Here is a 24,356-nt window from a genome sequence, read left to right as displayed (position 1 = left end):
ATTTATGGAAAAACACAAGCTGATACACCGCTGGACGAATAGAATAATGAATATCATATTCGCATTGGCTGCCGCAGGAATACTGTATGTCTTGATACAGGTCTTTTTGGTCGCATCCTTTAAGATACCCAGCGACTCGATGGCACCGGAATTGATTAAAGGCGATCTGGTGTGGGTATGGAAACCGACCATCGGGCCCCGGCTGTTCAATATATTTGCATCCATGAAAGGGGAACAGGTTAAGATATATAGAATTCCCGGTATCAGGGACATACACAGGAATGACGTATTGGTTTTTAATTATCCTTACTCCCAGTGGGATAAATGGGATAAAATAGAAATGCATATACTGAAATATTATATTAAACGGTGTATCGCCCTGCCGGGAGATATATTGTCCATTCAAGACGGATTGTTCCAGATAGGGAACAGTGATATGTTGGTTGGGAATATTGAGTCACAGAAAAGAATTGTAACTTTCAATCTTGAAAAAATGCCTGAAGAACAATTTTACACACTTCCCTTTGACAGTATCCTCCGGTGGAATATCAAAGATTTCGGTCCGATGTATATTCCCCAAAAGGGAGATTCGCTTCCATTGGACAGGACCAATTATCTTCTTTACAAAAGACTGATCGAATGGGAACTGAAAGATACCCTGCTATACAAGGATGATGGCGTTTTTCTACGCGGCTCCCTTTTGAGAGGTTATCGGTTTAAAAACAATTATTATTTTATGGGTGGCGACAACAGCATGAGTTCGGTGGATTCCCGCTTTTGGGGGCTGGTTCCTGAAGAGTATATTGTCGGAAAGGCTTGGATCATTTGGAAATCAATCAGCCCGGACACAGGAAAGATGCGTTGGAACCGTTTTCTAAAACCCATTCATTGAACATCTAATTAAAACCACATGAAAAGGTTATTATATGCAATGGCTGTTTGTTGTTTATTCGCCTGTTCCCGCACCCCGGACAAAGAACTGGAACAGGCCCTGCGGCTCGCGGGAAAGAACAGGACGGAGTTGGAAGCCGTATTGGAGAATTATAAAAATGATTCATTAAAATTGAAGGCTGCCCGTTACCTGATCAGGAATATGCCATACCATTATTCAAAGGAGGAATATTATCGCTCTCCTGACGGACGGAAGTACAGGCCGGATATCGCATCCTTTAAAAATAAAGAAGAAGTGAAGAGGCATTGTGACTCACTTATTCAATGTGGATACCGGATAGAGCAACATAAGGTTTTTGATATTACCACCCTTGACAGCGCATATCTCGTCAACAATATTGAATTGGCGTTTTCTGTCCGGGAAAAGCCTTGGGCTAAAAGTATATCCTTCGATGATTTTTGCAGGTATATATTGCCGTACCGGGCACAAACGGAGGAAGCGTCATCCCTCCGGAAAGAAATGGCAGAACGGTTTATTCCTATATTGGATTCCGCCCGGGTGACTTCACCACTTGCAGCTTGTACATTCTTAAACGAGCATTTGAAAAAAGTCATAAGATATCAGGACACAGGACTTCCGTTCTATCCCACGATTGATGAATCCTACCGTGCCGGTATCAGCCAATGTGACGGTATTTGTAACTTGGGGACATTCATCATGCGTGCTGCAGGTATACCGGTAGCGGTGGATTTTACAATTTGGACCAAAATGGATCTGGGGCACAGTTGGTGTTCAGTATTGGACGGTACTGAATTTTATAGTTTTGGCCCGGGAGAGGACCAACCGGGTGTTCACGCCAGGCTATTTTCCGAAATACGTTATAGAAGGCCAGCCAAGGTCTACCGTTTCCGTTTTGATCCGGTCAGATATGGTAAAGGGTCGCAGAATGACGGTTACGATACTTTTCTCAAAAGCCCCTTGTTATACGACGTCACGAATGAATATCAGGATAAAACAACTTGTATAAGCATTCCGATAGACGGCAAAGAAAAAATGCAAAACATGCAATCCAGGCAAGTGTATTTATGTGTACATAACTTTTACGAATGGAAGCCTCTTGCCATGGGAATTTATTCAGATAAAGGCATTTGCACTTTTGACAATGTGGTCGGGGATAATATATTCATAGTAGCCGATTGTCCGGATGGAAAAAATTTAAGATACATTACCCCTCCCTTTTATGTGAATACCAAGGGAAAAATACATCAGTTTATCCCGCAAATGCAACATAAGCAAGCATGCGTCTTGGAAAAACGGAAAGATCGGACAGAGGTAAACCACACGTTGTTTTATTGGGACGTTACGGAAAACAGATTTATTCCGTTACTCCACGAAAAATCGACCGATACCACTCAGTCGTATGATCAAATACCCGGGAATGCCCTGTTGTGGTTTACAATACCGGAACGTATATTCAATCAGCGGGTATTTTTTATAGAAAATGACAGTATAAAAACATATTAAGCAATGAAGTCGGGAATATTCATATTATTACTTTTTATTTTGAATGCCTGCCAATTTTCCAAGGATGTGCGGTTGGAACAGGCGCTTAATTTTGCCGGAGATAATAGAAAGGAACTGGAGAAAGTTCTTGAACACTATAAAAATGAACCGGAAAAACTAGAAGCGGCCCGTTTCCTGATCCGTAATATGCCGCACTGGTACTCGTATGAAGGATGGCAGTTGGACTCGGTTAAACAAGTACTGGCTTCGGGTAATATATCCAAAGAGGCAACAGAGCAATGGCGGCATACTTCATTTTATTCCCTTCCTAAAGTGTACGATTCCCATATTATCACTGCCGGTTATCTGATTGAAAACATAGATATGGCGTTTGATGTATGGAAGAAATATCCATGGAACAAGACATTGGGATTTGATGATTTTTGTGAGCTGATACTGCCATACCGCATTGCAGACGAGCCTATTTCGGCATGGAGGAAACTATATCATGACCGCTATGCACCGGCCTTGGATTCTACTTATCACGGTAATGATGTAGTAGAAGCCTGCCGGATTGTAGACAAAAAGTTAAAGGAAACAGGATACAGTTACAATACGGATTTTTCAATTCCCCACTTGAACGGTGATTTTTTGTTTTATCACCGGATAGGGTATTGCCGGGAGGTATGCGACCTTACTGTATATGCGATGCGTGCTTGCGGAATACCCGTTGCGACAGAGTATTTTGTATATGCCCCCGACTATCAACACTATCATTCATGGAATACTTTGCGGGATACGACCGGCCTGTTTATTCAGTTCGATTTTAATGAATTTGAAGCAACAAGGGATAAAAGGATGACAGATGGCAGGAAGAAAGGAAAAGTATATCGTTATTGTTTTGGAAAACAACAGAAAGATTTTCCAGACGTAGAAGGAAACAGCAAAATACCACCTCTGCTCAGAAATCAATATGTGAAGGATGTTACCGCTAATTATTTCGGGAAAAATGAAGTGACCGTCCCTCTCCAATCAAAGAAAGGAAAGTACGTTTATCTGGGAATTTTCAGTCCCGAGGGTTGGATTCCGGTTGGCATGGCATTAAGAGAGGACAACCGGGTCACTTTCCATAATCTGGAATCCGGCATTATTTATATGCCGCTTTATTCGGATGGGAAACGGCATACTCCGGCAGGGTATCCATTCATTTATAAGGATGGTAAAACTGAATTGCTCAAACCTGACACCCAGAATATGGAAGAGGCCGTTTTGAAAAGGAAAATGTCAATTAAGCCGACCATATCGGAATGGCTGTACAGAGGTATCATAGGTTTAAAAATAGAGGCTTCTGATAATCCGTCCTTTGTCAATGCGGATTTATTATACCTGTTTACGGATACGCTTCGAACGAATTACTATGAATTAACTCCCTTAAAAACAGGCAAAAGATACAGGTATGTCCGTATTGTGCCACCTCCGAATAAAAGAATGGAATTGGCTGAATTTTCAATATACCAAGATACTTTGTGTCAAAAGCGGGTATCTTTGCACCGAATCAACGATATCAAACCCCTTGCAGCTTTAGACAATATCACAGATGGAAACATACTTTCCTATTTTCAAGCCAAAGATACCGCAACCTATGTTGCTTATGATTTGAAAGAAGCGACTATGGTCAATAAGATCACGTTCTCTCCACGAAATGACGATAATTATATTTGGCCGGGAGATTGCTACGAATTATTTTATCAGGACGGGATTGATGGATGGAAATCGTTAGGAATGCAAACGGCGACAAATCGGGCTTTAAAATATCATATTCCTCAAAATGCACTTTTCTGGTTACGGGACCGGACAAAAGGGAGAGAGGAACAAATATTTATTTATAAAAATGGAAATCAAATTTTCACGATTGATTTATAGATATTTTCATATTACACATGTGCATAAAATGATTATTTCCTCATCACCCTAAACTCGCATTTTGCATTTCCTAATAATCCGGTACCATCAATACCTTCTACCACTCCGATGAATCCGGTATTGATATCGGAACAATAGAAAGATACACTGGCCTCTCCTTTTTCATCTGTAATGATGGATGGGCTCCACAATAAGGTATTGCGGGCATCGGGGATAGAGGATTGAATGTCTATTTCGTCCGGTTGGTAAAACTCACGGGAAGCATAATATCCCTTCGTACGCCAAAGGTTATTCATTTTTAATAGCTCATCCTCGCTATATTGCGGAGCATGATAGACTACCTCTTGGATATCTATAACACGAAAGGGAACACCATAACTTGTGGGTTCAAAATGTTCGTATTTTGCAATTTTATAAGTATGTCCATCAATTGGGCGACTCATACTTTTAGCCGGACAATTATTAACAGAATGATGTCCATCATATCCTGGTTTATAATTTAGTAAGAGGCCACAAGAGCCACAAACCCAAATATTATTTAAGTTCATTTGCGCCAAACTATCCAGCCGCCCCATCATTTTATCCCTGAACGGCTTATGTCCTTTGGCCGTAACCGTCACTTCACTTAATAATATCGTACTGTCACCGCTTACCACGGGTAAATCAAGGACCTCCTGTTTATTATACTGTGACAAGTCCGCTACCGGATAATAATCCGGCCTATGCCTCTTTAGGCTGTCTATTTGAGGAAAGTAATCTGTCAACTCCAATGCAGGCTTAAACTCTTTAGACAGCATAGGCTTCAGATACACATATCCTCCACGGAGTGCTTTCATCATCTCCGTATCCACCACAAAATGTCCTGTGGAATCCGTCCAGATAAATTGGGAATTTCCGTTCGCACCGGAAATCTGGATAAGCTGCTCGATACCTTGGTTTTGCCCGTCCTTCTTTTTACTTTTGGTCTTAAGGGTTTGTAGCCCATTGATCTCATCGGTCAGAAAAGGCAGGTTCTCGTAGTGCGGATCTTCCGTATCCCATACGTACCGTCGCCAGCCCTGCGTAAGTAATAACAGATCCAGCCCTTCTGTCCGGCCGTTGTTCCTTTCATCGAAATAATAGGTAGGATTATATATCTTTCCACGTATCTGGGATGACAAGTAGCAGTAAGACAGGATATTCACAGGGTCGGCAGGATTGTCGTATGCCCGGTCAAACACACTCAAGCCAAGGTTAGCCCTGACAGGTTTACCCTCCTCGTCCGTAACCTTTATTTTTATTGTACCCTTTTCACGGGTAAAGTAACTTTTTTTGTCCGGTTCAGCGGTTATATACAACTTCTTTTCGGGACGAACATATACCAACCGTTCGGCAACAGGACGCATCGAGCTGTCGAAAAGTGTAAACTCCGATATTCCCTGGTAGAGAAAGTTGTCAAGAGGGATGGAGATACGGAGGCTGTCCCTCAATACGCCTTTGGCTACACAGCAAATCATGCCGCGCATTTGTCCCATCAGGTATATAGGGCCGCTCGGCAAGCTCTCACTTTGGGATACGACAAAATCCAATTGTTTATTATCCCGTCCCGATAGTCTCAGAACCATTCCTTGCGGATGGATATCGGGCAATGGATAACTCTTCCCATTGTTTAATTCAATCCGGTATGTCTTATCTTTAAAGGGAGTAAACGAAACGACTCCCATTCCGTCATGTACGCTCTTTATCGTGCACAAGGGTTTATTATCCTGATAGATCGTTCCTTCAACAAACACCGGATTCCCCCTGCCATCGGTCGCTTTAAAAGCCAATTGGGATGAAAGGCCGGAAACAAGATTACCTCCTTCGGGAAATAACTCGAAGCGGAAAGTAGAATCTTTTGGAAGTTCTGTCACTCTCGAACGGGATATATTCTTTACGATCTTTATTTTACGGCGGGGTGTTATCCCGATAGTATCGTTTTTGTAAAAAGAATATTTGGTATAGCCCTCCAGAAAATAATCACCTTCCGAAAGTTTCTCGTCTATGTAGATATGGCCGGCAACGATGCTATTCTCAACCGGATACTTTTCCTGCCACACCACACTGTCTTCGGGATTTACCATTTGCAGGTAAAGGGTCTTGCTTTTATCCGACAAGCCAAAGGTCTGAGCATCCAGTTGGTAGGCCTTGAACCAAAGGTCTTCACCGGTTTCGTAAATGCCCTTGCCGGTCTGAAAATAGATCAATTCAGAAAGACGGGAGGAAAAATGCTTTTCCATGCGATTAGCAACAGAGTCTACAGGCTGCTGAGAGTGTACTATAGGAAATGCTAAACACATTCCCAACAAGAGAACAAATATTCTATGTACATTCACTTCTTTCATTTACAGCCCTTATTTTCTTAATACCCTAAACTCGCATTTTGCATTTCCTAATAATCCGGTACCATCAATACCTTCTACCACTCCGATAAATCCGGTATTGATATCGGAACAATAGAAAGATACAGTGGACTCTCCTTTTTCATCTGTAATGATGGATGGGCTCCACAATAAGGTATTGCGGGCATCGGGAATAGAGGATTGAATGTCTATTTCGTCCGGTTGGTAAAACTCACGGGAAGCATAATATCCCTTCGTACGCCAAAGGTTGTTCATACGGAGAAGTTCATCTTCGCTGAATTCGGGACCATTATATGTAATATATTTAATGTCAGTGACTACCCATGCACCATCACTTCTCCCTTTGGGTTCGTATTTAATAAGTTCATAATTTTTTCCATTAACAGGAGCCAACCTTTTACCACGATATTCAGCCATGGGACTACCGGCAGGATGATGAGAATATCCATTATAATCATTCAAATAAGGCATAGATTCAGGACATGTACATACCCATGCTTTATTCAAATCCGCCTTTGCCAAACTATCCAGCTGCCCCATCATTTTATCCCTGAACGGCTTATGCCCTTTGGCCGTGACCGTCACTTCACTTAATAATATCGTACTGTCACCGCTTACCACAGGTAAATCAAGGACCTCCTGTTTATTATACTGTGACAAGTCAGCTACCGGATAATAATCCGGCCTATGCCTCTTTAGGCTGTCTATTTGAGGAAAGTAATCTGTCAACTCCAATGCAGGCTTAAACTCTTTAGACAGCATAGGCTTCAGATACACATATCCTCCACGGAGTGCTTTCATCATCTCCGTATCCACCACAAAATGTCCTGTGGAATCCGTCCAGATAAATTGGGAATTTCCGTTCGCACCGGAAATCTGGATAAGCTGCTCGATACCTTGGTTTTGCCCGTCCTTCTTTTTACTCTTAACCTTAAGGGTTTGTAGCCCATTGATCTCATCGGTCAGAAAAGGTCGGTTCTCGTAGTGCGGTTCTTCCGTATCCCATACATACCGTCGCCAGCCCTGCGTAAGTAATAACAGATCCAGCCCTTCTGTCCGGCCGTTGTTCTTTTCATCGAAATAATAGGTAGGATTATATATCCTTCCACGTATCTGGGATGACAAGTAGCAGTAAGACAGGATATTCACAGGGTCGGCAGGATTGTCGTATGCCCGGTCAAACACACTCAAGCCAAGGTTCGCCCTGACAGGCTTACCCTCCTCGTCCGTAACCTTTATTTTTATTGTACCCTTTTCACGGGTAAAGTAACTTTTTTTGTCCGGTTCAGCGGTTATATACAACTTCTTTTCGGGACGAACATATACCAACCGTTCGGCAACAGGATGCATCGAACTGTCGAAAAGCGTGAACTCCGATATTCCCTGGTAGAGAAAGTTGTCAAGAGGGATGGAGATACGGAGGCTGTCCCTTAATACGCCTTTGGCCACACAGCAAATCATGCCGCGCATTTGTCCCATCAGGTATATAGAGCCGCTCGGCAAGCTCTCACTTTGGGATACGACAAAATCCAATTGTTTATTATCCCGTCCCGATAGTCTCAGAACCATTCCTTGCGGATGGATATCGGGCAATGGATAACTCTTCCCATTGTTTAATTCAATCCGGTATGTCTTATCTTTAAAAGGAGTAAGCGAAACGGTCCCCATTCCGTCATGTACGCTCTTTATTGCGCACAAGGGTTTATTATCCTGATAGATCGTTCCTTCAACAAACACCGGATTCCCCCTGCCATCGGTCGCTTTAAAAGCCAATTGGGATGAAAGGCCGGAAACAAGATTACCTCCTTCGGGGAATAACTCGAAGCGAAAAGTAGAATCTTTTGGAAGTTCTGTCACTCTCGAACGGGATATATTCTTTACGATCTTTATTTTACGGCGGGGTGTTATCCCGATAGTATCGTTTTTGTAAAAAGAATATTTGGTATAGCCCTCCAGAAAATAATCACCTTCCGAAAGTTTCTCGTCTATGTAGATATGGCCGGCAACGATGCTATTCTCAACCGGATACTTTTCCTGCCACACCACACTGTCTTCGGGATTTACCATTTGCAGGTAAAGGGTCTTGCTTTTATCCGACAAGCCAAAGGTCTGAGTATCCAGTTGGTAGGCCTTGAACCAAAGGTCTTCGCCGGTCTCGTAAATGCCCTTGCCGGTCTGAAAATAGACCAATTCAGATGGACGGGAGGAAAAGTGCTTTTCCATGCGACTCACGATGGAATCTATGGATTCCTGGGAATGAACCATAGGGAATACTAGACACATTCCTAACAAGAGAACCAATATCCTATGTACAATTACTTTTTTCATTTATAACCCTTGTTTTATTTAAGATATTTTGTACAGTATGCTTTTACACAATAATACTTTATATGTTTTTAATAGCTTCAGGCACAAAAATTTTAAAGATCAAATAGTCCTCATTTATGTCTTTACTATCAAGATACTCAACGTTTAGTCCCTCACGAGTAACAAAAGAATTTTCCCAATTCCATTTTTTACCTGTCCCTATGGTAGTTTCCCCCAAATAATTGAACTTATCATCCATCATGATAATGCTTATAGGCTTTTCTTCTTTAGCTGAACTAATAGTAGCATTAGGAATTCCTTGCAATAAGAAGCGATAGTATATCTTTCGATAGGAATCGTATAAGATACCACCATACATATCTTCACGTAGATAGTTTTCTGTAATTAATTGATTGGGGGTTTCCGCTGGATCACTAAAATCAATGGAATGGATTGTAGTAGCAATGTTACTTCCTCCATATATTTTTGTGTATGTTTCGGAGTTGCATTTTGTTATGTACAAATTATGCGATGCGGGAAAACTAAATACTAATTCACCATGTGGAGTCAATGCCGGATAAACCTGCGTTGGTAAACCGCCCTCCCAGTTTGAATTGGAACCATAAATTTCTTCAGGATAGATATGGTGAAACTCAACCTTGTTATTATGCATATTTATATAAGCAGCAAATTTGAATCTATGGAGATTTGCGGATGGAATAGAGGTGAATGACTGGCCGGTTAATAGCAATTCATCACCAATATGAATAAATGGATTTATAGTTGCCAATAAATACTGAGGATAATAATTAGGCCAGTCCGAGACATTTCCCCGAAGCGAAATTCGTTTATTAACATACCCTAAACTATTGCTCAAAATGACTTCTGTCATCGGCATATTATAAATATAGATAGAATCCGTGTTTTTAATATAATAACCAGATAATCTTAAAACTGCATTGGCACCTTCCCTTGGATAGATGATCTTTTTTATAAACCCGGAGTCTTCATAATTGTAGAAATAAATGGCATTTTTATACGGGTTTAAAAGTGTTAGGATGCGCTTTTTTAAGGAATCTTCAAATATCTGCATATAGGGTGGCTTAGGTGCTGTTTCAGAATCTAAGCGGAACACCTTATCACTTTTTTCTACTAAATGATAGGTGGCTTGTAGCTTTCCTTCTTGATCGTTTTTGATATTTATTGTATTCTCTGAACATGACACAATAAGTAAAAACAATCCTAAATAATATGCTTTACGTAACATTTTTATTAATATTAAAGTTAAGAAAGAGCTGTTCGGTTTTTTTCAAAAGCACTTATATAACAAAAAATATTTTTGTATTGATTTGTTTTGTGAAATAATCCCTCGCAGCTCTATTCTTTTACATGCTGTAAGGATCGCATTCGCTATAACCTACAGCAAAAACGCAAACTTGGCTTAAGCTCAAGCATTTGCCGCTTGCAAATCCGCCACCAACACATTCAGCATTTGCTTCAGTGGCATTGGCCAAATCGGTAAGATTAACATCTTGTGAACTTTTATCCGTACCTACGGATGCATTCACGAACATTGCCGCAGCAAATATAGCCGCAACACCTAAAAACTTCAAACTTTTTGTTTTCATTTCGACAAGTATTAAAGTTGTTAATATAAAAAGCTTTATGCCATATGGCATAATCCCTCATTCTTTATCTTCATTAAAAATATTCTTTATCTCTGCTTGTATTCCATCAACTACCGTAGAGATTACCTTTATAATCCAAAATCATCATCAAAAGATTTATTCAATAAGATAAATACTCTCAGCATCAAGGTCAGACCAGTTTCTCCATTATCAATAGCAATCTACAAAACTCATTAAAGTAATAGCTGTTAAGCTCTCTCCATCAAAGAGAAATAGAGGTCTACTATGGTATCATGCCCTACGGACATTTTTCTTGAAGATTAGCATGCTTTTCACGTTTTGCTTTAAGTTAGGCACTATTCTTTTACAGCCAGTGTTACTTCAATCCTTAGTTGCAAAATTAAAAAAAAACAATAATATACAATAGCTATTTGTTATTAAATAACAGGTAAGCCAACATTATTTAACGTGGTGATTTTTACTATATAACTACTTTAGGCAAAAAGGTAGAATGATATACCTCTTAGAGTCAATGCTTGAGAACAACTAAGGCTGCATTGTATTTTCCAGAAGGGGAGGAATACTGCTGTTGTGATAGTCTTTACCTTATAAACCGTTTCTATTATTGTCCTTTCCTGAGCAGAACTCTGTACTCCACACTCATCAAGGAGTTCTTCATCTTGCTCTTTACTTTGACCATCAATTGCATTCTGTTCGGAAATAGCTTCTCAAACGGAGCTTTCCTTCGATATTCTTCAAGAAATATCTCTGTTTCAACAGTTTCCTGCCGTCTACAATTTTAGGAATAAACATAGAATTTAATCTATTTCTCTTCAATCATATATTTTTCTTATTACAATGCAAATGCTTGGCTGAAATTATCTGCCAAACAATATATTTCTGTAACCTTAGTCTCTGAAAAGATAACGGCATTTGTTTTAAGTATTATAATTTGATACTAAAAAAACAGAACCCTCCACTTTTATTTTATTGACAATCAATTAAATAGCACATTTATTCATATCAACCCCTTAAGCACTTAGCTTCAATTTATTTAACATATACTGTTTTTAAGTTCTGTTTTCATCCAATTAGATATCTCTTTGGGACAGAAAGGGCAATGTCCTCCATATTCATTAATATGAAGATTGATAAATCTATTAGCGGTTAATATACTCAATACCCTTCTGGTATCCATATGAAAAGACTTGCTGCAATCCTTCCCCTTTTATCGTATAGAAATCCACTCCTAATTCAGCTAGATTGAAATCGGGTTTGACAATATCAATAAGAACCTTTTCATTTTGGGGCAGCGATTGTAACTCGGTAAATAAATCCAAATATATTTTATCGTGTTCAGTATTGATATATACAATTTTCTTATATCCCAATCTTATCAAAGGAAATATTAAGCATGAAGTAGTATAGCTTCCATCAATATATGCTTCCTTGTCAATAAAAGCCGGAATATCCCACGCATGTAGCATTCTCGTCGTAGCATATAAAACTTCATTCAGATTTTGCTCAGTTAACATCTGGGTTTCCAAATGTTGCATCGTATCGAATAATTTCATTTCAAGATGTTGATCTCTCCAATCTGCACGATGTCTCAAGGCATCTATCAACAGCCTCTGACCAAGCCTTTTGGCCTGTTCTGATTGTGTAATTTCCATAGCTGTTTGTGTTTTTACTTTGCTGACTGAAACTAAAAGTCGACTGCTGGACGGCCGCCAAAGATTATCTTTGATATCTGGGGACAGTTTTTCTATGGAACTAAGCATGGCCTGACTTTGATTACCGGTTTTCTGACTGATGTCATAACCATCCGCCCAAAGCGATATATCGAGTTTTCTTATTTGTCCAATTGCCGCATAAGCAGCAATTAAAGCGGAAGATGAACATGAAGCATATGCTCCAGCCTGCATTGAATTATCACTCAAAGCTTTTAATACCCCCTGAGCAAATACATTTTTATAACCACCGGAAGTACAACATACTGCATGCATTCGAAAATTTTCCATACTACTATAAATTTTAATATTAATAAGCGAATCAAATACAAAAAACTTAAAATCAATAATTTACAAAACATATAATAAATATCTTTTTAGAGCAGATAATTCCTTCATTTTAAATTCCGCTCAGTATACTTTTATATTCATTTGTTTTCTGTCGGGTTTCCGTCTTGGATTACATCGTCATTCCGAATACTCTTCGCCGTCCGTTTCACTTTTGCACGTAATTTCCCCAAGCGTAAACTGACAGTTACGCCATACATACGGTAATCACGCCGTACATTTGTAAAGCGGTCGCTGAAATCCGACGTTTGTGTCACATTTTCCATCCTCAATTCTTTGGAGAAAATATTAGTACCGTAAATGCTTATGCTTAAGCGGTCTTCTTTTAAGAACGAACGCATCAAAGTGAAACGACAGGAGGAAGAACCGTTGGAATGCCCCTGTAAGTTTATCCCCTGACTGATAGCGGCATAAGCCGCACTAAAATTCAATTTCCATGGCAGATGTTGCTGAAGGAAAACGGAGACATTTCCGGTATAGCCATAATTGTGTTGCTGAAGTTGGTTGCTTTTAAAGTCAGTATAAGCTCCACGGGCATTGACAGTCAGCACGGTAGTTTTGGTCAGCATATAATTCAGGTACAGGCTCGCATACAAATCCTTCCGACTGAGAATATTTCCGTAAGTCCTGACCAGAATGTTACCTGCATCAGTAGCCATCAATCCTATATCCGGAACATCAGCATCCATGTATGAATAGTTGCTAATGCCATCATCGGACATATCGAAACCGACACTCGCATTCACGCTGAATTTGCGGGTAAAAGAGTTGAAAGTAAGACCGACACCATGTGAAGTGGCGGTTTTCAAATCGGGATTTCCCTTTTTGACAACTGTAGGGTCAGAGTGGTCGGCATAAGGATTCAGGTTCCAGATATTTGGACGCGAAATACGCATATTATAAGCAAACTTCAGCATCTTCGTTTCACTCAAGCGGTAACCAACAGATACAGAGGGGACCAGATTGTTAAAATCAGCACTAAAATCCCCATGAGCTGCCGTATGCTCACCGGGATAATCTACCGATTGACCGGAATGTTCATAACGGACACCTGCCCGGGCGGAAAATTTCTTCAGGTTCACTTGGTATTCGGCATAGGCTGCGGCGATATTATTCGTCTGCCTGTATAACAACGTTTGATCGGGATTACCCATGAAAGGGTCCTCCGTTCCCGCTGCCCGGTAAGACTCATGGTTGTTACTCCTGTTCACTCGGCGTATGTACTTTCCACCCACACTCACAGTGTGTAACTTGTTCAGCGTCACAGTATAGTCCGCTTGTCCTGTGCATTCATCCGAACGCATGTCGGTAACGCTTTGCAAATCCGTCAGTCCCTGATTTTGCGGGTAGTTCCGGATATCGCTATACAGACTGGAGGACGTAATGGGAGAAGGGGCCGAAGCATAGCGACAAGAGAACGTCACACTTCCTGCTTTCTGACCGAATGTATGTTGATAATCCACTCCGGCATAGTAACCGTTCGACTTCTCCTTTGAGATATGTTCATTGAAATAGCTATATGTTTCCTGCCCGCTTTTGTCATACATTCCCGTCTGCATATCCGTTCGGCTCTTCCGGTCGTAATATTCTGCTCCGGCAGACACACTCAGCAAGTTGTATTTATCAAATTCATAACTTCCAGCAAGTTCTGCATATTGCGCTAAAGCTTTCATGTGGTAATCCGCATGTGAGAATAGGCGGTAATTGTTTTCATCCGCATACATTATACGTTCCGTCTCCTGATATCCTTTCGGGGGTTTTACATAGTTCATTCCATAATTCAACGAAAAGGTCAATTTTCCCGCTTTTATAATCCCGGAGAGGTTACTCATCTGTGCAATATTTGTTACTCCGGCATTAAGACCGAGGTTATATCCTTCCAACTTTGTACCCGTTTCAGTGATGATATTCAGAACCCCTGCCGTCCCCTCGGCATCATATTTTGCTCCGGGATCGGTGATTACCTCAATCTTTTTGACTGATGAAGCCGGCATCCCGCGAAAGATATCCGACGGTCTGTTAGTCATCATTGAATTCGGTTTCCCATTCACATAGACCTTGAAATCCCCATTCCCGTTTACCTTAATGGCATCATTTCCTTCCACTGTTACCAACGGCACTTTTCGTAGCATTTCCAGAATACTCATACTTTTGGAATCAGGGTCAGATGCCACGTTATATGTCAGTTTATCCAAGCCTGCCTTAATCAGCGGACGGGCGGCCGTCACCCTCACTTCTTCCAGAAGAACGGAAGGCTTTTCTGACTTAGCCTTAATTGAATCTGTTATAGTTTTCCCTTGTCCGGTGGTATTTTTCTGTAGGGTTTGTTGTGCCTGCATATACATCGGTGATCCGCAATACAAGAGGACCGTAAGAAATAACAGTTTTGACCTTTCGTTATAGTTCATCATCGCATTATAGTTTATAATAGTTGAGTATAAAAAGGGCTGTCCTTGTTTTAGGCTTCAAACGGGAACTTTTCCCGGCTGATTTCGTTAACCGCTTCATTTCGGTCAACTTACCACAGCAATTATTCTTTACCTCTTTATGATACTCTTATTTCCTTATCACCCTAAACTCACATCTTGTATTTCCCAGCAATCCGGTACCATCAATACCCTCCACCATTCCGATAAATCCGGTATTGATGTCGGAACAATAGAAACCAACTTCCGCCTCTCCTTTTTCATCAGTAATGACAGATGGAGTCCACAATAAGGTATTGCGGGCATCGGGAATAGAGGATTGAATGTCTATTTCGTTCGGCTGGTAAAATTCACGGGAAGCATAATATCCCTTCGTACGCCAAAGGTTGTTCATACGGAGAAGTTCATCTTCACTGAATTCGGGACCATTATATGTAATATATTTAATGTCAGTGACTATCCATGCACCGTTTCCCCCTTTGGGTTCGTATTTAATAAGAGTATATCTCTTTCCATTAACAGGAGCCAACCTTTTACCACTATATTCAGTACCGGGACAACCAGCAGGATGATGAGAATATCCATTATAATCATTCAAAAAAGGTTCTTTTTCCTGGCAAGTACACACCCAACCTGTTGATAAGTTCATTTGCGCCAAACTATCCAGCCGCCCCATCATTTTATCCCTGAACGGCTTATGCCCTTTGGCCGTGACCGTCACTTCACTTAATAATATCGTACTGTCACCGCTTACCACAGGTAAATCAAGGACCTCCTGTTTATTATACTGTGACAAGTCAGCTACCGGATAATAATCCGGCCTATGCCTCTTTAGGCTGTCTATTTGAGGAAAGTAATCTGTCAACTCCAATGCAGGCTTAAACTCTTTAGACAGCATAGGCTTCAGATACACATATCCTCCACGGAGTGCTTTCATCATCTCCGTATCCACCACAAAATGTCCTGTGGAATCCGTCCAGATAAATTGGGAATTTCCGTTCGCACCGGAAATCTGGATAAGCTGCTCGATACCTTGGTTTTGCCCGTCCTTCTTTTTACTCTTAACCTTAAGGGTTTGTAGCCCATTGATCTCATCGGTCAGAAAAGGTCGGTTCTCGTAGTGCGGTTCTTCCGTATCCCATACATACCGTCGCCAGCCCTGCGTAAGTAATAACAGATCCAGCCCTTCTGTCCGGCCGTTGTTCTTTTCATCGAAATAATAGGTAGGATTATATATCCTTCCACGTATCTGGGATGACAAGTAGCAGTAAGACAGGATATTCACAGGGTCGGCAGGATTGTCGTATGCCCGGTCAAACACACTCAAGCCAAGGTTCGCCCTGACAGGCTTACCCTCCTCGTCCGTAACCTTTATTTTTATTGTACCCTTTTCACGGGTAAAGTAACTTTTTTTGTCCGGTTCAGCGGTTATATACAACTTCTTTTCGGGACGAACATATACCAACCGTTCGGCAACAGGATGCATCGAACTGTCGAAAAGCGTGAACTCCGATATTCCCTGGTAGAGAAAGTTGTCAAGAGGGATGGAGATACGGAGACTGTCCCTTAATACGCCTTTGGCCACACAGCAAATCATGCCGCGCATTTGTCCCATCAGGTATATAGGGCCGCTCGGCAAGCTCTCACTTTGGGATACGACAAAATCCAATTGCTCCTTATCCCGTCCCGATAGTTTCAAAACCATTCCTTGCGGGTGAATTTCGGGCAACGGATAACTCTTCCCATTGTTTAATTCAATCCGGAATGTCTTATCTTTAAAAGGAGTAAGCGAAACGGTTCCCATTCCGTCATGTACGCTCTTTATTGTGCACAAGGGTTTATTATCCTGATAGATCGTTCCTTCAACAAACACCGGATTCCCCCTGCCATCGGTCGCTTTAAAAGCCAATTGGGATGAAAGGCCGGAAACAAGATTACCTCCTTCGGGAAATAACTCGAAGCGGAAAGTAGAATCTTTTGGAAGTTCTGTCACTCTCGAACGGGATATATTCTTTACGATCTTTATTTTACGGCGGGGTGTTATCCCGATAGTATCGTTTTTGTAAAAAGAATATTTGGTATAGCCCTCCAGAAAATAATCACCTTCCGAAAGTTTCTCGTCTATGTAGATATGGCCGGCAACGATGCTATTCTCAACCGGATACTTTTCCTGCCACACCACACTGTCTTCGGGATTTACCATTTGCAGGTAAAGGGTCTTGCTTTTATCCGACAAGCCAAAGGTCTGAGCATCCAGTTGGTAGGCCTTGAACCAAAGGTCTTCGCCGGTCTCGTAAATGCCCTTGCCGGTCTGAAAATAAATCAATTCAGAAGGATGGGTGGAAAAGTGCTTTTCCATGCCACTCGCGATGGAATCTATGGATTCCTGGGAATGAATCACAGGGACTGCCAGACACATTCCTAACAAGAGAACAAATATTTTATGTACAATTACTTCTTTCATCTACAGCCCTTGTTTTATTTAAGATATTTTTTCATATTATGAAAAGCAGCAGTGTTAGGAGATTGAAAAGCATATTGTAATATTTCTCCATTTTTTACCTGAATTATACATGGGTAGATAGCATTCTCCGTCGGTAACTTGAATCGATTGTCTCTGTCCACGAATATATTGTGATGATCGTTGATTTTAATGCCAATCTTTTGCTGTAGGATTTTTAAAGATGATATATTAGTCAATACAAATAATATTTTCGTATTTGATATATTCTTTTTCATAAAAAATTCGCCTTCCTGAATACAGCCATGGCAACCAAGTCCGGGTAATATCACAACCCATTCATATGCTTGGTCAATCTTAAGTTGTTCAAGCGTATTTGTCAAAAAGTCCTTTTCTACTTTTTCAGAACCACCTTTACATGATACCATAAAAACGGCACCAATTATGATCAATATTCCACAAATATAGTTCTTCATATTATCAATGTTTAAAATTTATCAAACAGCTTTTGGATAGAAAATTTTGAAAGTCAAATAATTCTCATCAACATCATTCTTATCAATATATTCAATGTTCAGCCCCTCACTAGTAATAAAAGAATTTTTCCAATTCCATTCTTTTCCTGTACCAATGACAGTTTCCCCTAAATAATTAAATTTATCATCCATAATAATAATGCTTATAGGCTTTTCTTCTTTAAGCGTACTTAAACTGGCATTAGGAATTCCTTGTAATAAGAAACGATAATATAATTTACGATAAGGGTCATAAAGAATTCCTCCATACATATCTTGTTGTATATAATGTGATAAAATCAGCTCATTCGGTGTGCGCACTGTTTCCTTTCTATCTATTGAAGAAATAGTTTTTGCGACATTACTTCCTCCATATGTGATAGAACATGCATCCCCATTCCATTCTGATATATATAAGTTATGTGAAACAGGATAACTGTGAATAACTTTATTTTCAGGTGATAGTACTGTGTATACGGCAGTAGATATTCCACCTTCCCAATTTGCACCTGAGCCATATAATTCTTTAGGGTATGTAGAGTGATATTCCACTTGATTCGTTTTAAGATCAATATAGCTGGAAAACCGGAATTTATCAATAATAGACATTGGAACCGAAGGGAAGTATTGTCCCGTCATAAGTAACTTTCCTTTATTCTCAATAATGGGATTTACTGTATTTAACATATATTGCGGATAATAAAGCGGCCAATTCAGATTTTCATCATGTAACTGGATGGGTTGCCTCATAGTTCCGTCCATATTAGTTAGATAAAGCTTAACTTCAGCCATATCATAGACATAGATAGAATCTCTATTTTTATAATAATAACCACCTATCCGACGGAATTTGTTATTGTCATTTTTGTTAAAAGCAATATTACTGAGAAAACTGCTGTTTTTATAATTGTAAAAATAGATAGAATTATTGTATTGGTTTAGGAAGGTAAGTATTGAATCTTCTCCATTTGCGTTTTTCAGTAATTGAATATATATAGGCCTAGGAGCAGTCATAGAATCCAAACAGAATGATTTCGTATCATTTAATACCAATTGATAACTACTATGAAGCATACCTTCTTTAGAGTTCTCTATCCTTATGACATTACTTTGGGTGCAAGATATTGCAAGCGCTATTATAACAGCAATATAAAATATTTTTTTTAGCATAATCTAAATGTTACAATTGTATCTTTCTTTGAAAAGTAAGCCACAGAATTATATCCGTGGCTTACAAATTAATAGTTCGGAGCCGATTAAAGTAATTTCATTAATAGATAATATTCTAAAAAAAGAGATGAAACCTTCCTTTGATTTTTATCACCGTAATCAGAATTTTATCTTATAAAATAAATACTTAACGCCAAGGATCGCACATTCTGTAGCCCGGATTCCAAAAACAGTTACCAGATAGTTCATAACAATAACCATCTGATGATGCTCCTGTAGAAGGAGCACATTCAGCATTTGCTTCAGTAGCGTTAGCCAAATCAGCAAGCGTTACATCTTGTGAACCTTTATCCGTATTAACGGACGCACTCACGAACATTGCCACAGCGAACATAGCTGCAACACCAAAAAACTTCAAACCTTTCGTCTTCATTGTTAATAAGTTTTTTAAATTAGACATAAAAGGTAACGCGTCAAAAACTAACACAATTACCTCCGTTCGTTATTTCTCTCTAGGATATTCTTCATCTCTGTTTGGATCTCATCAATAGCCGTAGATTCAACCTTTACTTTTTTCTCCAATAATTCTTTGGCTACTGTTTTGGCTTTTGTAACCTGCCCGGTTTCATCATACATCTTGGCTAACAAATATTTAGGATAAAATCGACTGGGATTCATATACCATGCCCTCAAATATGCATGTTCCGCTTCGTCAAATCTCTTCAAAGCTTTATAATTATCTCCTAAAGCTATGTATATTATTGTATTAGGAGAATATAATGCCGCCTCTTGCAAAATATCTATGGATTGTCTGTATTCACCCACCTTGTTAAGCATCTTGCCGTAATGGGTCAGAAAATCCCCATTATATCTTAATAATGGCCATGCCTTTACATCTTCTTTCACGCTGGCAGGATAATCATTCATTTGGGAAGACTGATAAGCCACACTCCAACCTTTCCATGCTGTATAATATGCCGGCAAACTTTTACTTACTATAAAAACTGCACTTATGGCCAATGCCACAAATACAACTTTATAGAAGTATTTCCCTTTCTGTAGAGATATCGTTTTTTTGTTATCAGTAAGTATTGCAATATATGCCAGATAACAAACCAGGCTAATTTTAATGGGTAAGATCTGTGCCGGATAGGAAAACATCGCAAAAACGACAATGCCTGCAATTCCTGCTTTTGCTATCCATAATTCATCACTTAAAAATTTATTAGACAAACTAAAAATATAAATTAATCCCCCTAACATGAAGATTAAGCCTATCCCACCAGTTTCAACTGCATGCTGCAAAAACTCATTAAAACAATAAACTGTATCTCCGGCTGCCATAGCTTCGGAAGAATCCGGATTCTCTTTAAAATAGTCGGCCTGTTTATCCATATAATAAGCCTTGAAACGATCATAACCCACACCGGTAAACGGATGTTCCGCAACCATGCCGGATGCCACTTTCCAAACTAAGAAGCGACCACTGGTAGAATCGGTATTAATCTTCACAAGCCCTATAAAGCAGACAATTGCAAATAATAGTACCGAAACGAATAAAACGATACGCTTTATCATAGTGCAATTCTTGATCCATTGGACTATTGAATATCGTTTGATAAACGACAAGAGAGAAGAAGCCGCGATTGATAGACAGGCTGCACGCGAACCGGAAGCTGATAATGCCAATAAAACAAAAGCAATTCCACCCCAAGCAATACCCCGGCTTACTTTTTCCGGTATAAACGGAACATATTTCTTTTTAAAAAGGATAGCCCCAATAATTACCGGGAAAACAGAAGCCAAATAGCCTGCGAACGGTCCCGGATTGAAAAAACTTCCTGTCATCTTGAATAAGGCATGATGGGATGGCATGTACCCCCATAACTGAAGGTTGCCGTATATAGCTTGAACGAAGCCTCCCAAAACCATTGCAACTAATACAATCCCATATTTTGACGGCCCTATTTGCCGTAAAAAAATATAAAGGAGTATCAATCCTCCGAATTCTAAAAGCCTATCTGATATATGGATATGATGAAACCATCCATTTATAAATATGTAGGCTGTCCATACCAGTAATAATCCGTCCATATAACTGAACGAAATAGAGGAAGGAAGCTTCGTAATAAATTTCAAAGAGTATAAAATAGCATAAACAAGAATTACATATAAGAAAAAGAACATCTTTCCGCTTGTCGTTCCCTGCATCAATTCAGTGGAACTGACTGAAGGCAATAAACCGATCACTATGACCAATAGTGCCATTTGCGCTATATCATACCAGTGTGTGAGATGTATTCTTCCGTATGTTAGTGTGTTCCTCAATGTTGTTTCATTTTTGTTTTGTAAGCTGAAAAAGCTATCATTTCCAAAATAGTTTATCATACTTCCTTCTTTTGCAAAAATAGCGATATAGTACAATATACAATAGCTATTGTTTATTTAATACGATCATATTTGTATTATTTAACGGAAACCACATTATTCAAAATTATCCGCCCTTTAAAGCTGATAAATAAAGTCCGCTCTATTACATATGTATATATGAATCTATAAGGAAAAGTATCTCAACAAACCAGCGGAACAGCCATATATACATAATTAACATTTGCAATGTATTATAAAGTATGAAAATATGTATATTTGCAATACATTATAGTTTTTAGCTATATCATATACATCTATCACGAAATCATAAATACCATGGAAAAGAAAATGTATACTTTAAAGGACTTCGAGTTATCTCTTGAACTTAATGCGATTGAAAGGGCGGAAGCATTTCAAAAATATATCGACCAACTCGATAGTTTCGGGTGTAAGAGCTATTGGATACAGTCCGATTCCGGTATAGGAGCCGCAATGCATATTGAACCCGATAATAATGTGGCAGCTTTCGTTTCCAACGATTATTTGGGAATGTCTCAAAATCCGGAGACTATTGAAGCAGGAATCAGCGCCCTGAGAAAATATGGAACGGGAGCTTGTGCCGCCCCTGTCATAGGTGGATATCTCGATATTCATAAGGAATTGGAAATGAATATCGCTAAATTTGTCGGACATGAAGACGCACTGATATTTTCATCGGGGTTTGGAGCAAACGCCGGGTTATTGCGCGCACTATTAGGAAAGAACGATATTGCATTCACAGACGCATATATTCATGTAAGTGCCCTTTCCGGATTATTAGGTACTAATGTCAAGAGTTTGCCACACAATAATTTGGAGTACCTTGAAATGGCCCTCAAAAATGAAAGCCATAAATACAAAACTAAGTTGGTTATCATTGACGGCGTATATTCACAAGGGGGAGATCTGGCTAAATTGCCTGAAATTATATCTATTTGTCGCAAATATAATGCCATGCTAATGCTGGATGATGCTCATGGAATCGGAGTATTTGGAGCGAATGGGAGAGGTACGGCCGAACATTTTGATTGCATTGGGCAAGTAGACATAATAACGGGAACGTTCAGTAAATCATTTGGTTGTGTAGGTGGATTTGTTGCCGCTTCAAAGAAGCTGATACAGTACTTGCGATATTATGCCGATAGCAATATCTTTTCAGCCGCAATAACGCCCCAGGTTACGGCTTCTGTCTTGAAGGCATTGGAATTGATTCAAACAAGACCTGAAATAAGATCGAAACTATGGGATAACGTAAACTATTTAAGAAACAAGTTTACAGAACTAAGAATTGATACCGGAGCATCGGTCTCACCTATATTCCCTATAATGATTGGAAATAATAAAAAGGTATATGAAATAGCTAAAATGTTACAGGAAAAGGGTATATTTACCAACGGAATCGTATATCCGGCAGTAAGGATCAAAGAACCTCGTTTGAGAGTAAGCGTTCTGGCATCCCATACAAAAGAACATATGGATAGATTAATTAATGCATTGAGTGAAATTGATGATACTATAGGACTAAAATGAATACAGCGAGAAGAAGAAAAAGAACGAAATCAGAAGTAGAAGAGGATATAATTAATGGAGCTCTTTCTCTAATAGAAGAAAAAGGATTCACCGGTATAACATTAACCGGAATTACCAGGGAGGCCAAAGTAGAACCTTCGGTTTTTTATAATAACTTTGTAACTCTTGATGATTGCTTAGACAAGCTCGTGAGAAAATATGACTATTGGTTTAGCAGTATCTTTCAGAATTATAAGGGGGACTTATTTTCAGAACATGGCTATAAGTTCATTCTTAAAGAACTGTTTTCTTCACTGTCTGACAATAAAATAATGCAACACTTGCTAAGTTGGGAGCTTACGGTTAATAATGAAACGACTATACGTACTGCTAAGTTACGGGAGTTTCATACGCTTCCTTTAGATGAAAAGTTCCAAGAATTGTTTAAAGACACTTCCATTGACATTAGAGCAGTTTCATCTTTAATCGTAGGGGGCATTTACTATCTAATATTGCATCGTGACTTGTGTACATTTTGTGGAATAGATGTAAATAGCCAGGCCGGAAAAGACAGAATTATCAATGCCATAGATTATCTGGCAAGGAAATTCTTTGACGAATTATCCCCTGACAAAGAAAAATTGGAAATTGCCAGAAAATTAAAAGCGAAGAATGTGGAATTTACAACAATCGCAGAGTGCACGGAACTGCCTTTAGCAATTATAGAAAATCTGTAATTCTATCAGATATAATACATGTAGAGCATCTTAGAAAATAAGCGACTCCGGAGCTCTTCTCCTGTGAGGACGGTTGGCGGTGAAATACCGTTAAACCGTTCCGTTTTCGTTAAACGAAAACACAACTTGCTGTCCCCTCCACGGGGACAACATTCTCCAATAGGAATTGTGTATTGCCCTGCACCATCGGACTCTTTGAAGAAAAATTTAAGAAATTAACGCATTTCGTGCCCTTGTTTTCCAAGCTAAACATGGCTATGTTCGGCACATTTAATTGATATTACACATCCGCAAAAGGAGAATTTAAAGATATTCCACAAGTGTATATAGGGATTTACTGTTTATACACAACTGTCATATATTAGTATTATGCATTTACAAATGGAGAATATAAGTATATTCCACAGGCACCCTTAC

At 39.5% G+C, this 24,356-nt stretch carries 16 protein-coding genes; 5 read left to right on the top strand and 11 right to left on the bottom strand.

The genetic code is table 11. The annotated features are described in order from the left end of the window. Positions 1 to 4 precede the first annotated feature (4 nt). The 3 genes from lepB to G7Y45_RS06280 are packed head-to-tail and all read left to right on the top strand — an operon-like array spanning position 5 to position 4,318. The gene (gene lepB, locus G7Y45_RS06290; protein WP_165017899.1) at positions 5 to 892 is read left to right on the top strand and encodes a signal peptidase I; all 888 of its coding nucleotides are present in this window, start codon (positions 5 to 7) and stop codon (positions 890 to 892) included. An 18-nt stretch (positions 893 to 910) separates the two neighbouring features. Next, a complete protein-coding gene (locus tag G7Y45_RS06285) occupies positions 911 to 2,416 on the top strand; it encodes a transglutaminase domain-containing protein (RefSeq protein WP_165017902.1) in 1,506 nt (501 codons plus the stop codon). A 3-nt stretch (positions 2,417 to 2,419) separates the two neighbouring features. Then, positions 2,420 to 4,318, top strand: a complete 1,899-nt coding sequence (locus G7Y45_RS06280) for a hypothetical protein (protein WP_165017905.1) — start codon at positions 2,420 to 2,422, stop codon at positions 4,316 to 4,318. A gap of 32 nt (positions 4,319 to 4,350) precedes the next feature. Here G7Y45_RS06280 and G7Y45_RS06275 read toward each other — a convergent pair whose 3' ends face one another. The 11 genes from G7Y45_RS06275 to G7Y45_RS06225 all read right to left on the bottom strand — a co-directional run bounded on the left by G7Y45_RS06275 (position 4,351) and on the right by G7Y45_RS06225 (position 21,672). Continuing rightward, entirely contained in the window at positions 4,351 to 6,576 is a 2,226-nt protein-coding gene (locus G7Y45_RS06275; RefSeq protein ID WP_245207742.1) for a hypothetical protein, read from the bottom strand. 114 nt (positions 6,577 to 6,690) lie between these two features. Continuing rightward, entirely contained in the window at positions 6,691 to 9,027 is a 2,337-nt protein-coding gene (locus tag G7Y45_RS06270) for a hypothetical protein (RefSeq protein ID WP_245207741.1), read from the bottom strand. A 58-nt stretch (positions 9,028 to 9,085) separates the two neighbouring features. Beyond that, a complete protein-coding gene (locus tag G7Y45_RS06265) occupies positions 9,086 to 10,273 on the bottom strand; it encodes a DUF4221 family protein (protein WP_165018025.1) in 1,188 nt (395 codons plus the stop codon). Positions 10,274 to 10,391: 118 nt separating this feature from the next. After that, the gene (locus G7Y45_RS06260; protein ID WP_165018028.1) at positions 10,392 to 10,634 is read right to left on the bottom strand and encodes a hypothetical protein; all 243 of its coding nucleotides are present in this window, start codon (positions 10,632 to 10,634) and stop codon (positions 10,392 to 10,394) included. A 1,160-nt stretch (positions 10,635 to 11,794) separates the two neighbouring features. Then, complete coding sequence (locus G7Y45_RS06255) at positions 11,795 to 12,655, bottom strand: hypothetical protein (RefSeq protein WP_165018032.1); 861 nt, start codon at positions 12,653 to 12,655, stop codon at positions 11,795 to 11,797. A 137-nt stretch (positions 12,656 to 12,792) separates the two neighbouring features. After that, entirely contained in the window at positions 12,793 to 15,123 is a 2,331-nt protein-coding gene (locus tag G7Y45_RS06250) for a TonB-dependent receptor domain-containing protein (RefSeq protein WP_165018035.1), read from the bottom strand. 145 nt (positions 15,124 to 15,268) lie between these two features. Next, positions 15,269 to 17,602 (bottom strand): hypothetical protein, encoded by a 2,334-nt coding sequence (locus tag G7Y45_RS06245; RefSeq protein ID WP_245207740.1) that lies wholly within the window; start codon positions 17,600 to 17,602, stop codon positions 15,269 to 15,271. A gap of 14 nt (positions 17,603 to 17,616) precedes the next feature. Further along, positions 17,617 to 18,075 (bottom strand): hypothetical protein, encoded by a 459-nt coding sequence (locus G7Y45_RS06240; protein ID WP_165016246.1) that lies wholly within the window; start codon positions 18,073 to 18,075, stop codon positions 17,617 to 17,619. Between the two features lie 21 nt (positions 18,076 to 18,096). Continuing rightward, the gene (locus G7Y45_RS06235; RefSeq protein WP_165016249.1) at positions 18,097 to 19,284 is read right to left on the bottom strand and encodes a DUF4221 family protein; all 1,188 of its coding nucleotides are present in this window, start codon (positions 19,282 to 19,284) and stop codon (positions 18,097 to 18,099) included. A 187-nt stretch (positions 19,285 to 19,471) separates the two neighbouring features. Continuing rightward, positions 19,472 to 19,717, bottom strand: a complete 246-nt coding sequence (locus tag G7Y45_RS06230; protein WP_165016252.1) for a hypothetical protein — start codon at positions 19,715 to 19,717, stop codon at positions 19,472 to 19,474. 56 nt (positions 19,718 to 19,773) lie between these two features. After that, positions 19,774 to 21,672, bottom strand: a complete 1,899-nt coding sequence (locus G7Y45_RS06225; protein WP_165016255.1) for an O-antigen ligase family protein — start codon at positions 21,670 to 21,672, stop codon at positions 19,774 to 19,776. 318 nt (positions 21,673 to 21,990) lie between these two features. Between G7Y45_RS06225 and G7Y45_RS06220 the strand changes: the two genes are divergently transcribed. Both G7Y45_RS06220 and G7Y45_RS06215 read left to right on the top strand, forming a co-directional pair. After that, positions 21,991 to 23,223 (top strand): aminotransferase class I/II-fold pyridoxal phosphate-dependent enzyme, encoded by a 1,233-nt coding sequence (locus tag G7Y45_RS06220; protein WP_165016258.1) that lies wholly within the window; start codon positions 21,991 to 21,993, stop codon positions 23,221 to 23,223. Continuing rightward, positions 23,220 to 23,939, top strand: coding sequence for a TetR/AcrR family transcriptional regulator (locus G7Y45_RS06215; RefSeq protein WP_165016261.1), 720 nt, complete (start codon positions 23,220 to 23,222; stop codon positions 23,937 to 23,939). Before G7Y45_RS06220 ends, G7Y45_RS06215 begins: the two co-directional genes overlap by 4 nt. The last annotated feature ends 417 nt before the right edge of the window (positions 23,940 to 24,356 follow it).

The organism is Bacteroides sp. ZJ-18, assembly GCF_011038705.2.
In the GTDB taxonomy this organism is placed as follows: Bacteria; Bacteroidota; Bacteroidia; order Bacteroidales; family Bacteroidaceae; genus Bacteroides; species Bacteroides hominis.
This window is presented reverse-complemented; position numbering and strand designations above follow the sequence as displayed.

Coding starts and splice junctions, on each gene's coding strand:
- lepB (WP_165017899.1), top strand. CDS start 5: ATGGAAAAACACAAGCTGATACACCGCTGGACGAATAGAATAATGAAT.
- G7Y45_RS06285 (WP_165017902.1), top strand. CDS start 911: ATGAAAAGGTTATTATATGCAATGGCTGTTTGTTGTTTATTCGCCTGT.
- G7Y45_RS06280 (WP_165017905.1), top strand. CDS start 2,420: ATGAAGTCGGGAATATTCATATTATTACTTTTTATTTTGAATGCCTGC.
- G7Y45_RS06275 (WP_245207742.1), bottom strand. CDS start 6,576: ATGGAAAAGCATTTTTCCTCCCGTCTTTCTGAATTGATCTATTTTCAG.
- G7Y45_RS06270 (WP_245207741.1), bottom strand. CDS start 9,027: ATGAAAAAAGTAATTGTACATAGGATATTGGTTCTCTTGTTAGGAATG.
- G7Y45_RS06265 (WP_165018025.1), bottom strand. CDS start 10,273: ATGTTACGTAAAGCATATTATTTAGGATTGTTTTTACTTATTGTGTCA.
- G7Y45_RS06260 (WP_165018028.1), bottom strand. CDS start 10,634: ATGAAAACAAAAAGTTTGAAGTTTTTAGGTGTTGCGGCTATATTTGCT.
- G7Y45_RS06255 (WP_165018032.1), bottom strand. CDS start 12,655: ATGGAAAATTTTCGAATGCATGCAGTATGTTGTACTTCCGGTGGTTAT.
- G7Y45_RS06250 (WP_165018035.1), bottom strand. CDS start 15,123: ATGATGAACTATAACGAAAGGTCAAAACTGTTATTTCTTACGGTCCTC.
- G7Y45_RS06245 (WP_245207740.1), bottom strand. CDS start 17,602: ATGAAAGAAGTAATTGTACATAAAATATTTGTTCTCTTGTTAGGAATG.
- G7Y45_RS06240 (WP_165016246.1), bottom strand. CDS start 18,075: ATGAAGAACTATATTTGTGGAATATTGATCATAATTGGTGCCGTTTTT.
- G7Y45_RS06235 (WP_165016249.1), bottom strand. CDS start 19,284: ATGCTAAAAAAAATATTTTATATTGCTGTTATAATAGCGCTTGCAATA.
- G7Y45_RS06230 (WP_165016252.1), bottom strand. CDS start 19,717: ATGAAGACGAAAGGTTTGAAGTTTTTTGGTGTTGCAGCTATGTTCGCT.
- G7Y45_RS06225 (WP_165016255.1), bottom strand. CDS start 21,672: ATGATAAACTATTTTGGAAATGATAGCTTTTTCAGCTTACAAAACAAA.
- G7Y45_RS06220 (WP_165016258.1), top strand. CDS start 21,991: ATGGAAAAGAAAATGTATACTTTAAAGGACTTCGAGTTATCTCTTGAA.
- G7Y45_RS06215 (WP_165016261.1), top strand. CDS start 23,220: ATGAATACAGCGAGAAGAAGAAAAAGAACGAAATCAGAAGTAGAAGAG.